This window comes from Roseibium sp., assembly GCF_025698965.1.
GTDB lineage: Bacteria > Pseudomonadota > Alphaproteobacteria > Rhizobiales > Stappiaceae > Roseibium.
This window is the reverse complement of the sequence record NZ_JAILWL010000202.1, coordinates 1-11,082: the sequence shown is the minus strand read 5'-3', so window position 1 is coordinate 11,082 and position 11,082 is coordinate 1. Positions and strand designations below refer to the sequence as shown.

Sequence of the window (11,082 nt, the reverse complement as noted above, 5' to 3'; positions counted from 1 at the left end):
AGAAAGATTTTCATATCTCTCAGGATGACGGCGCGTTCCGGCCGCTCTCGGCAGGTCTTCGAGTGGGCGTTCCATTCCATGTCCAGCACAAGCGGTATGGCCTGCGGGTCGCGCGGAACAACTTCCTTGACCCAGGCAATCTGCTCCTCGACCGGACGACAGAAATAATAAAAGTGATAAGCGCCACGGGGAACACCCGCCTTGCGCGCTGCGATCCAGTTCTCGGCAAAACGTGGATCGACGTGATCGCCACCCTCCGTCGCCTTGATCCAGGCAAAGGCCACGCCGGAGCGTCTGACCTCGTCCCAATCGATGTCACCCTGCCATCGGGACACATCTATGCCGTGAACGGCATAGTCCTCGGGCGTCGGGTCAGGAAAATCATACGCGGAACACGCGCTTAAAAAGGCAATCGCAATGATTGCGTAAAACAACTTGAATGGGGCCAGCACAGCATCCTCGACAGGGTTAAAAAAGACTTTCTGTCTCTGCTCAAAATGCGCGGGATTTCCTAACGGAACGTGGATGAATTCATGAAATCTCCGCAAAAGCACGTATTCACCTTTGACCGGAACGGTCCAATAGGGCGGCAATACGGCAGGAGAAAGACCGAAAAACGGACACGGGCATCTTTCCGCAGCTTATGCAGCTGGAAGCGCCGTCTTCACATTTCTTTGTCACCGGCAGGCAATCTGAAGCTGTTCGAATGCCTTGCACTCGCCCGCCGAATCCTTATGACTTGGCAAACCGTAACACGCCCTGGCAAGGATCCCATGACCAACCGGCTCAAACTCGTTACCTGGAACATCAATTCCGTGCGCCTGCGCATGCCGATTGTGGAGCAGCTGATTGACGAGGTCGCACCGGATGTCATCTGCCTCCAGGAAACCAAATGCCCTGACGCCAATTTCCCGGAGAACGCCTTCCGCAAGGCGGGCTACGAGCACATCGCCATCAACGGCCAGAAAGGTTATCACGGCGTTGCAACGGTCTCGAAGTTGCCATTGAGCAATGTTGAAAAACGGGATTTCTGCAACGTTGGCGACAGTCGTCATGTAGCTGTCGATGTCCCCTTCAACGGCTCCAGTCTGCGCCTGCACAATTTTTATGTGCCGGCCGGTGGTGACGAACCAAACCGTGACATCAATCCGAAATTCGGTCACAAGCTCGATTTCATGGCGGAAATGCAGGACTGGCTGCAAGGTGCAGAGACAGCCCGCCCAGCCATTTTGGTCGGCGACCTTAATGTGGCACCTTATGAGCAGGATGTCTGGTCTCACAAGCAACTACTGAAAGTCGTTTCGCACACGCCGGTTGAGACGGAACTGTTTGAGAACGTGCGCGAAACCGGCGGCTGGTTGGACGCCATGCGCCAGTTCACGCCGATGGAAGAAAAGCTCTATACATGGTGGAGTTATCGGGCCAAGGACTGGTCGAAGGCGGACAAAGGCCGCCGCCTGGACCATATCTGGGTGTCAGAACCTCTCGCACCGCATGTTAAGGGCACCAGCGTTCTGCGCGCAGCCCGTGGCTGGGAAAAGCCGTCGGACCATGCACCTGTCATTGCAGAGTTTTCGGTGTAGGAAAGAAGCAGTCTTCTCGCAGGCAGCATGGATGAAGAACCTCCGGGACATGATCGAAGCCGGCGGCATCCAGCTGGTCTTGAAGGGATGTGCAGACAAAAGCCGTTCGCACAGAACTGTTTATCCGAACCACCGCCCTGATCCCTTCCGGGTTCGCATGGCCATGGATTGTCTGCTGGATAGTTTCGCGCAAGTCACGCAGTTGAACCAAAGGCCACTCGCATCGGTTTTTTGATCTCAAGGTGTGATGATAACTTTACCCTGGACTTTGCGCGCGGCAATCTCTTCAAGCGCAGAGGCAATATCCTCCAACGGGTAGACCGCATGAATATGCGGCTTCAACCGTCCTTCCTGCACCCACTCGAGCAGCTGAGCCATGTTTCTCCTGTGCGCTGCAGGGTCCCGCTCCAATGCAGCTCCCCAGAATACACCCAGCACATCGCACCCCTTCAGCATGATAATGTTCAACGGGAATTTCGGTATTTCGCCGGCGGCGAAGCCGATAACCAGATAACGGCCTTCCCAGCCTGTTGCCCTGAGAGCCTGTTCTGACAGGTCCCCTCCAACCGGATCGTAGACGACGTCGACACCCTTGCCTCCGGTCAGTTCCTTCAAGGTTTCCTTTAGCGGTTGCGAGGAATAATCAAGCATCAGTTCCGCCCCCAGAGATTTGGCGAATTTGAGCTTGTCTTCCGATGACGCACAGGCAATGACCTTCCCGCCCATGATCGATGCAATTTCAACAGCCGCCTGACCGACACCACCAGACGCCCCAAGAACCGCAACTGTTTCACCGGATTTCAGGTCAGCCCTGTCACGGTAGGCATGCAGCGTCGTCCCATAGGTGACCGTCAGTCCGGCCGCGACTTCAAAGGACACGCCATCGGGAATCGTGATGAGATCTCGAACTCCGATCACAACCTTTTCGCGCGCTGCCCCCCAGCGCATGTATCCCATCACCCGGTCACCGGGTGAAAATCCGTTCACGTCCTCTCCGACCGTTTCGACATATCCTGCAAACTCGGCACTGGGAGAAAACGGCATCTCCGGCTTGAACTGGTATTTGCCCCGCGTGATAAGCGTATCAAAGAAATTCAAGGCGCATGCTTTCACCCTGACGATCACTTCGTCCGGACCAGCCACCGGATCGGGAATGTCTTCGATTACGAGTTCGGAAGGCGGACCGAGGGACTTGCAAAGACAGGCTCTCAAATTGACCTCTCAACGACGAAAACAAAGTGGATTGACCTGAAGGTACAAGTCGAATTGCAGTTTAGGCTCAAGGTATCAAGTCTCGATGGACACAGATATAAGCTTTCCGGCTAAGCTTGCGGTTCAAAGCTGAAGAACTTTCCGGTAAGACAACGCTCCCCCGGTCACGCTAGGCCGTGAGGACGGATTGGTTTCAGGCGCGGCGTGTGTTGCATTTGAGTCGTGAGCAGGAAGGAAGCGAAGCCCATACTGATATACGGGTGAGCTTTCCGACACTCCAAACCAATTTGTACGTACGGCCTAAAGCAAACAAACGGAAACACTCATGCGCGGATATTTTGCTGTCGGAGCAGAAGGCCTTTCAAAACGAATGAATCTCGGCACGCTGATGCGATCTGCACATGCATTCGGCGCCAACTTCTTCTTTACGGTGGATGCAGACCAGAAACTGCGCAAAGCCCCACCGTCCGACACCTCCAAGAGCCCGGGCCACCTGCCCGTCTTCACCTGGGACAGTGTCGACACGATGGACCTGCCCAAGGGCTGCCAGCTTGTCGGCATCGAGCTGACGGACGACTCCATTGACCTGCCGAGCTTTGGCCACCCTCTTCAGGCCGCATACGTTCTTGGTCCGGAACGCGGATCACTGTCACCACAAATGCTGGAACGTTGCGATCATGTTGTAAAAATTCCGACCAAGTTCTGCATTAACGTCGCCATGGCCGGGGCGATCGTCATGTACGACCGCCACCGGGCACTTGGTCGCTATGCCGAGAGATCGCTGACCGCCGGGGCTCCTCAAATCGAACGCTCAAAACATGTCAGCGGCGGTCCGGTCATGCGCAAGGGCAGGAAGGTTCCCGGCACCTGAGGGTCGCAACAGCAAAACCGGCCCCGTCTCATTCTCTCCTTGCCTTTTGAGTAGCAATCAACGACTTGCTGGCAAATCCTGCCACGACCGCAACGCCCGCAAAGGTGGCGAAGAGCCATGCAGATGAGTTCGCCGTCGCTCCGGGATCGTTGAAGGAATTGAATCCTGAAAAATTGGCGACCAGCCCGGCAACCGCGGTTCCGAACGACACGGCGAACATCTGGATCGTCGACAGCGCGGAAGCAGCATTCTCCTTCTCGGATGCATCGGTGAATTGCAGTGCAAACGTGTTCAAATGCGGCCAGCTGACACCTATGCCCGCCCCGACCAGCACAAGCGCAAGGGCGAGCGCGATTGTCAACGCAACTCCGGCCGCCCCGTAAAGCGGCGTCACCGTCGCCAGGACCAGAGTCCCGACAAGCATCACAAGCGGACCGGCCAAGACCGTCCGATGCATGGCAGCACCGGTGAATCTGGCCGAGTAGACTTCAGATGACGCCCATCCGATGGACACTAACGCGGCAATGTATCCGGCAAGCAACGGTGACAGACCGTGCAGACGCTGCAGATAAAACGGCATGAAAAATTCGGCATTCACGCAAAAAATCAGCAAGGACATGACGGCAAAGGACAGAAACAGAGGCGTTCCGGGAACCATTGCCCCCCTTGGAAAAAGGCGCACTTCTGAAGTTCTTTCCCTGTGCATCAAAACAAGAATCAAGGCAACCGACGAAATGACACCGACTGCGGCAACGGTTGGTGAGCTGGATAAAGACGCGGCCGAAACCGCAAGCACCGATCCGGCAAGCAGGGCAAGCTGACCGAAAGCAATCGGTGCTGCAGGCGACATGTCGTCCCTGATGTTCGGCAGCATCCGCCAGGCCATCAGCGTGATTAGGCCAGTCACCGGTATCAGAAAGGCGAAACCGCCTCGCCAGGCGTCGTATTCGGCGAACATTCCACCGACGGCGGGACCGAACAGCATGGCGATGCCCCATGTACCCGACAACAGGGCCACGGCTCTGGACCACAATCGCTCCGGATAGGCGAAAACGATCATCGAGTAGCAAAGCGTGAACATCATGCCGCCACCAACACCCTGGATCGAACGGCCGATCAGCATGACCGGCATGTCTGGCGCTCCGGCGGTGATCAGGCTGCCCGCGGCGAACACCAGACCCGAGAGTGCAAAGGCAACTCGGGCACTCAACCGCTGCAGGATTTTCCCCGTCACCGCTGCGCTCAGGATGGCGGCCAGGGTAAACAGGGTCGCATTCCAGGCATAGAGACCCTGACCGCCGATTTCGGCGACAATCGAAGGCAACATGGTGGCTGAAATATTGATGTTTACCGCATGCAGGATAATTCCACCTGCCAGGACAGCAGAAACGGGTGCATGAATTCCCCAAAGAACGTCGCTCCAGCGCGCTGTTTCGGTCTGCTCTGAAATTGCGGACATGAACGGTTTTCTCCTTCGGTCAAACTGCTGAAATCGATCTTGTCCTTGCGTAGGTAGGTCCTCAACCTTAGTTGAGGTCAAGAGAGTTTTCAGGAGAGATTTATGGACAGGGTCGGTGGCCTGACAGTTGGAGAAGTTGCGCAGCGAAGCGGTATTGCCGTGTCGGCCATTCATTTCTACGAGCGAAAAGGTCTAATTTCCTCATCCCGCAACAGTGCCAATCACCGCAGATATTCTCCAACTGTTTTGAGAAAGATTGCCATTATCCAGGTGGCACAAAGGGCCGGTATCCCACTGCGCGAAATTGCCGACTCCATGGCGTTTTTGCCGGCCGAAGCAAAAGTGAGCGTTGAAGATTGGGAACAGCTCTCACAAGATTGGGCTGCAGGCCTTGACGATCGCATTGCGAGACTGCAGCGGTTGCGAAAACTGATGGATGGTTGCATCGGCTGTGGCTGCCTCTCTCTCAGCAAATGCAAGCTGCTGAATCCGGACGACGTGATCGGAGCCAATGGGCCCGGACCTCGATTTCTGGAAGAGGATGCTCCGGACTCACTTGATTTTTGATGCACTCGGGATCAAAGGCACCCTGTGCCGTATGCTCATAAGATCGACTGCGATGGCTGACCTGTTGAGGCCTCACCTCTAGTCCACATCAACAGCCTCGTCTGCCTCGATCAATTGGCGAAGTCGCCCGAAAGCGAGCCGGATACGGGACTTTACTGTTCCCAGCGGCAGTCCGGTCTGATCTGAAATCTCACTGTGGGACTGCCCGAGAAAGAAGGCCAGTCGAACAACCTCTCGCTGCTCGTCCGGTAGTTTTTTCAGTGCCTCCCGTACCCGTTCTTCACGCAGCCTGGCGTCCATTTCATCCGCGACATCGGGTAATGGCGTTGGCTGAAGTGCGGGCTCTTCGGGATCGAGCTCTGCTGTTTTCTGCCGCCTCAATCGATCGATTCGGCGATTGCGGGCAACACGAAACAACCAGGTACTTGCCGATGACTTTTGAGGATCGAACAATTCGGCCTTGCGCCACAAGGTCACCATGACGTCCTGTGCTATTTCCTCCGCCACAGCGTTGTCCGCACCTTGTTTCATCAAATACCCCTTCAGACGCGGGGCGAAATGATCAAACAGTTCAACAAATGCGGTTTTGTCGCGGTCGGCCGCGACTTTGACGATCAGATCGGAAAAGTACTGCGCTTGCGCCAAAGGCCACTCAACTCCCTGTCGACCCCAACGGTCACAGTCTCAAAAATAGAGATAGTGACCTAATCTTTAGCAGGTTAGCAAGAAATCGAAAGAGGCTTCCCTTCTCTCTGCCACACTGTTGCCGCGATTAACCGCAATGGCGTTTAGCGAACAGATTTATCAGACATGCGACCCGTGTGAAAAACAGGATCATTCAATGCGGTGCTTCAACCCTTTCGTAACCAGCTTTAATTTATCATTAAAGCAAGGTTTATATGTCTGTGGCCAATTGAATTAAACTAGACAGAAACTCATAGCCAAACGGTGTGGAGATGATGAAAGCAAAATCGCTGGTTCTGGCCCTCGCAGGTCTTGCCGTTTCGAGTGCAGCAGCTTTCGCACAAACCCCGACGCTGCTGAAGCAGCACAAGGACTGGGCGGCTTATGCGCTGACCAGCGGCAGCGGCAAGGTATGCTACGCGCTGACCAAACCGACAACGTTGCTACCAGGCGATCGCAACCACGGGGACGTGTTCTTTTTTATAACATCTCGTCCAGCAGAAGGTGTCAGCTCTGAACCGAGCCTGCTGGTGGGATATCCTTTCAAGGACAAATCCTCTGTTACGGTCGATGTCGACGGCAAGGGCTTTACCCTTTTCACCAACAACGACGGTGCCTGGGTGGAAAATGCAGCGACGGAAGCGCAACTGGTGTCTGCCATGAAGGCCGGTCGGGAAATGTCGGTAAACGGCGAATCCAGCCGCGGCACCCGGACGACCTACAAGTTCTCGCTTTCCGGCGTCACAGCCGCGATCGACACTGCAGCACAAGCCTGCCGCTAACCGGCAGGCTCCCCCTCCGTTTTGACTTCCCCCGGTTGGGCTTATCAGGCCCCACCGGGCTTTTGGTGCTGGCTGAACCGGACATTTCTCGCCTGCATAGCACCAATGCATCGCGGAAAACTTGATTTTCAGCACGGTTTGTGGTTTTGGAACGCCAAGGCTTTAACCTGTAACGGCAGGTAATCCGGCAGCCGCGTTCCAAGAGTGAAACGCCGTGACGAGCGCCGGGAACACAACGGATCACGACATGGCGATTACGCTCGACATCGCGCGGGACAATCCGAACGCGCAGACAATTGCAGCCGCAGCCCCTTCACCGCTGCCTGGCGAAGACAAACCGACCTTGATCGGATTGTCGCGTGAGGAACTCGGCGAAGCGATGGGCACGATCGGCGTGCCGCCAAAACAGTGGCGCATGCGTGCTTCCCAGCTTTGGCATTGGCTCTATGTGCGTGGTGTCTCCGACTTCTCACAGATGACCAACATTGCAAAGGACCTGCGTCAAAAGCTGGACGACACCTTTTCGATCGCCCGTCCGGAAATCGTATCCGAACAGATTTCCGTCGATGGTACCCGCAAATGGCTCTTCCGCTTTCCTCCTCGGGGCGCCGGCCGGCCTGTTGAAGTCGAAACCGTCTATATTCCCGAAGAGGGCCGGGGCACGCTTTGTGTCTCCTCGCAGGTTGGGTGCACATTGACCTGCACTTTCTGCCACACGGGAACGCAGAAACTGGTGCGCAATCTGACGGCCGAAGAAATTCTTTCGCAGATCCTGATGGCGCGAGACCGTCTGGGCGACTTTCCCGACGCCAACACCCCGCAGGGCGCGATTGTGCCCTCCGAAGGCCGCCTTGTATCCAATATCGTCATGATGGGAATGGGAGAACCCCTCTACAATTTCGACAATGTCAAGAAGGCCCTGCTGATCGCGTCCGATGGTGACGGGCTATCCCTGTCCAAACGGCGGATCACCTTGTCGACGTCAGGCGTCGTTCCGGAAATCTTCCGCACAGGCGACGAAATCGGATGCAGTAAACGACGAATTGCGGGATGTTCTCGTTCCGATCAACAAGAAGTGGAATCTTGAGGATCTGCTCCACGCCTGTCGCCAGTATCCGGGCCTGTCCAACGCCAAGCGCATTACGTTTGAATATGTGATGCTGAAGGACGTCAACGACAGCAACAAGGACGCTCTCGAACTCGTCCGCCTGCTCAAGGGCATTCCGGCAAAGATCAATCTGATCCCGTTCAATCCGTGGCCGGGTTCGGAATATGAGTGCTCCGACTGGGAACGGATCGAGGAATTTGCCGACATCGTCAACAGGGCAGGCTACGCATCACCGATCCGCACGCCGCGCGGCCGGGACATTTTTGCCGCTTGCGGACAATTGAAATCGGCTTCGGAGCGCATGCGCAAGAAAGACCGCGAAGCGCTCGCAGCGTCCTGATCTGATCGCTGCACTTTGAAAGCGCATTCATCAAAATGGCGGACCAGGTCCGCCGTTTTTTCAGAACCAGATTCTGACGCTGGTCCTATGCGGCCGAGACTTCCCGCAGAAAATCGTTTACCGCTTCGTTCAGACTGTTCAGTTTCGAAGTCGCATTCTGCGTCGCCTCGTCGACTGCCCGGGCGGACATGTTGGTTGTGTCGACTGCGGTACTGACATTCGACATGTTGCTGCTTGCCGCCGACGTACCGGTGGAAGCTTCCGAAGCACTCCGGCTGATTTCACCAGTTGCCGCATCCTGTTCCTGCACGGCCGCGGCGATGGACGTGGTATTTTCATTCGCCTTCACCATAACCTCCGCCACGCCCTGAATAGCTGTGACCGCCTGTTCCGTAGCTGTCTGGATTTCGGCAATCTGATTGGAGATATCTTCCGTTGCCTTGGACGTTTGCGTCGCAAGTTCCTTGACCTCGGCGGCAACAACGGCAAATCCCTTGCCCGCCTCACCCGCTCGGGCCGCCTCGATCGTTGCATTGAGAGCCAGAAGATTGGTCTGTTCCGCAATCGCCTGGATCAGTCCGATGACTTCGCCGATCCTGGCCGACCCCGTGGAGAGCTGCGCCATCATTTCCGTACTTGTCTGGGTCTGACTGGTCGCATTGGCAATGACCTGGCTCGTTTCGTCGACCCGTTGACCGATTTCACTGATCGAGGACGACAGCTCCTCGGTCGCGGCCGCCACCAGTTGAACATTTCCGGAAGCTTCCGTCGTTGCCCGGCTGGCACTGTCGACTTCTTCGGAGGCGTTGGTTGCCGTTGTTATCATCGAAGCCGCGTTGGATTGCATCTCCGCCATCGATGTTTCCACCACACCCAGCAGTTCAGAGGACTCGGCTCTGAAACTTTCAATCAGAGTTTCAATTCGCTGCTGGCGTTCGTAGCGTTGATTTTCTTCTTCCTTGCGCGCCTCCTCCAGGCGAGCCTGTTCAGCAACACCGTCCCGGAAACCGGCAATCGCCGATGCAATTTCACCGATCTCATCCTCGCGTTTCGCCTCCGAGAACACGACGTTTACATCACCACCGGCGAGTTTGACTGCGCTTTGCACCAGATTTCTGATTGGGAAAACAATTGATCGTGCCGCAAACCAGCCGACCAATGTCATCACACCAAGGATGATCAGTGAGATAATTGCAATCTGATTGCGCAGCGTCGTTACCGGCATTTGAATTTCTTCGTCTGCCTCAACTGTGACCACCGCGAGATTGACACCTTCGAATTCAAGGGGAGCGGATGCCGCCAGGTAGGACTGGCCCCGGAAATTGTCCAAATGTCCTGTTGCAGTTTGACCGGCAAGTGCAGCCTCGGCAACGTCGCTGTTCAGGCTTTCCTTCAAAATATCGTTCTGGTCCGGCGTTTTAGCCGAATCGTTTCGGAACAACTTGTCCGAGCCAATGAGAATGGCCTCACCGGATTTTCCAAGACCCTGAACATCGGTCATTATCGCATTGATGTTGTCGATCGGCATCTGGAACACCAGAATGCCGAGCTTTTTGCCATTGTCAAAAACAGGCGTGGAGATAAAACTTGCAGGCGCATCTGCGCTCGGAGCGTAAGGCTTGAAATCGTAAAAGTGGATTTCCCCTTCCTGACCCTTCAAGGCTGCACTGAATGCGTTCCCGAGGTCGGTGTGCTTATATTCTCCGGTCAGCAAATTTGTGGCGTAATCCAGTTCCTTGAACACGGTGTAGATGAGCGAACCGTCTTTGGAAAACAGGAAAATATCGTAGTAACCGCGCGTCTTCAGCATGGTGCGAAACCAGGGATGATATTTCGCATGAGCAAGATCATACGGCGTTTCACCTGCGCTCATCAGCGCATCTTTTTCTCCAAGCGGGTGCGGGTTGTCGTGAATATAGGCCTTTTGAAGTGCGGATTGGGCATCGGCTCCCTGTGCGTTCCAGGATTCCTCAAAATCAATCACTGCCTCTTTCACGAAAGGGCTTTCCGCTGTGACGGTAAGATCTTGAACAATGGACTGGAGATAGCGTGACAGATCATCGCTTCGCACTTTTGCAAGCGCCGAAAGTCGCTCCTCAGCCTGTTCGTGAATATTTGTGGAACTGACCCAGTAGGCCAGTGCCCCAACAAGGACTGCCGCGACAACCGAGCACCCGGAGATAATCGCAGGCAGACGAAAACTGAGTTTGGAAAACCGGGATCCCACAGTCCCCTCCCGAAGTTGAATTTGCTTTTTCAAGCCTCGAGCTATTCAGATTACCCTTGGGTTAATTTAGTTTTTTTCGATACATAAATTATATTATATTTGGTTGCAAATAATATTAACAATAACCAGAAATAGATTCAGCATGTTAGTAATAACAATAAACAGTATTTCAAATGATTTTTATTTAAAAATACCTTTTCGAATCACCAATACAACAGATACAACCCTGAGACACAGTTTATTTCTGCA

At 54.9% G+C, this 11,082-nt stretch carries 10 protein-coding genes and 1 pseudogene; 6 read left to right on the top strand and 5 right to left on the bottom strand.

Annotation, left to right across the window (positions count from 1 at the left end; all coding sequences use genetic code 11):
* Positions 1 to 452: GH25 family lysozyme (locus K5905_RS16855; protein ID WP_297585915.1), on the bottom strand; the 452-nt coding region annotated here is incomplete at its 3' end.
* Positions 453 to 773: 321 nt separating this feature from the next.
* On the opposite strand from K5905_RS16855, the gene xth reads away from it, so the two are divergent.
* Both xth and K5905_RS16845 read left to right on the top strand, forming a co-directional pair.
* Entirely contained in the window at positions 774 to 1,583 is an 810-nt protein-coding gene (gene xth, locus K5905_RS16850) for an exodeoxyribonuclease III (RefSeq protein ID WP_297585914.1), read from the top strand.
* A 31-nt stretch (positions 1,584 to 1,614) separates the two neighbouring features.
* The gene (locus K5905_RS16845) at positions 1,615 to 1,818 is read left to right on the top strand and encodes a hypothetical protein (RefSeq protein WP_297585913.1); all 204 of its coding nucleotides are present in this window, start codon (positions 1,615 to 1,617) and stop codon (positions 1,816 to 1,818) included.
* Positions 1,819 to 1,820: 2 nt separating this feature from the next.
* Here the strand turns inward: K5905_RS16845 and K5905_RS16840 are convergent, their stop codons facing one another.
* Positions 1,821 to 2,795 carry an NADPH:quinone oxidoreductase family protein gene (locus tag K5905_RS16840; RefSeq protein ID WP_297585912.1) on the bottom strand — a complete coding sequence of 325 codons (975 nt, stop codon included), beginning with the start codon at positions 2,793 to 2,795 and terminating at the stop codon, positions 1,821 to 1,823.
* Positions 2,796 to 3,120: 325 nt separating this feature from the next.
* On the opposite strand from K5905_RS16840, the gene K5905_RS16835 reads away from it, so the two are divergent.
* Positions 3,121 to 3,666 (top strand): RNA methyltransferase, encoded by a 546-nt coding sequence (locus K5905_RS16835; protein WP_297585911.1) that lies wholly within the window; start codon positions 3,121 to 3,123, stop codon positions 3,664 to 3,666.
* A gap of 28 nt (positions 3,667 to 3,694) precedes the next feature.
* Here the strand turns inward: K5905_RS16835 and K5905_RS16830 are convergent, their stop codons facing one another.
* Positions 3,695 to 5,125, bottom strand: coding sequence for an MFS transporter (locus K5905_RS16830; RefSeq protein WP_297585910.1), 1,431 nt, complete (start codon positions 5,123 to 5,125; stop codon positions 3,695 to 3,697).
* 102 nt (positions 5,126 to 5,227) lie between these two features.
* On the opposite strand from K5905_RS16830, the gene soxR reads away from it, so the two are divergent.
* Positions 5,228 to 5,692: a redox-sensitive transcriptional activator SoxR gene (soxR, locus tag K5905_RS16825; protein ID WP_297585909.1), complete on the top strand. Its 465-nt coding sequence runs from the start codon at positions 5,228 to 5,230 to the stop codon at positions 5,690 to 5,692.
* A gap of 78 nt (positions 5,693 to 5,770) precedes the next feature.
* Here soxR and K5905_RS16820 read toward each other — a convergent pair whose 3' ends face one another.
* The gene (locus K5905_RS16820) at positions 5,771 to 6,337 is read right to left on the bottom strand and encodes a sigma-70 family RNA polymerase sigma factor (RefSeq protein WP_297585907.1); all 567 of its coding nucleotides are present in this window, start codon (positions 6,335 to 6,337) and stop codon (positions 5,771 to 5,773) included.
* A gap of 311 nt (positions 6,338 to 6,648) precedes the next feature.
* Between K5905_RS16820 and K5905_RS16815 the strand changes: the two genes are divergently transcribed.
* Together K5905_RS16815 and rlmN are read left to right on the top strand one after the other, a co-directional pair.
* A complete protein-coding gene (locus tag K5905_RS16815; RefSeq protein WP_297585905.1) occupies positions 6,649 to 7,158 on the top strand; it encodes an invasion associated locus B family protein in 510 nt (169 codons plus the stop codon).
* Between the two features lie 379 nt (positions 7,159 to 7,537).
* Positions 7,538 to 8,606: pseudogene (gene rlmN, locus K5905_RS16810) on the top strand (23S rRNA (adenine(2503)-C(2))-methyltransferase RlmN).
* 85 nt (positions 8,607 to 8,691) lie between these two features.
* On the opposite strand, the gene K5905_RS16805 reads toward rlmN, so the two are convergent.
* A complete protein-coding gene (locus K5905_RS16805) occupies positions 8,692 to 10,833 on the bottom strand; it encodes a methyl-accepting chemotaxis protein (protein WP_297585903.1) in 2,142 nt (713 codons plus the stop codon).
* Between the last annotated feature and the right edge of the window lie 249 nt (positions 10,834 to 11,082).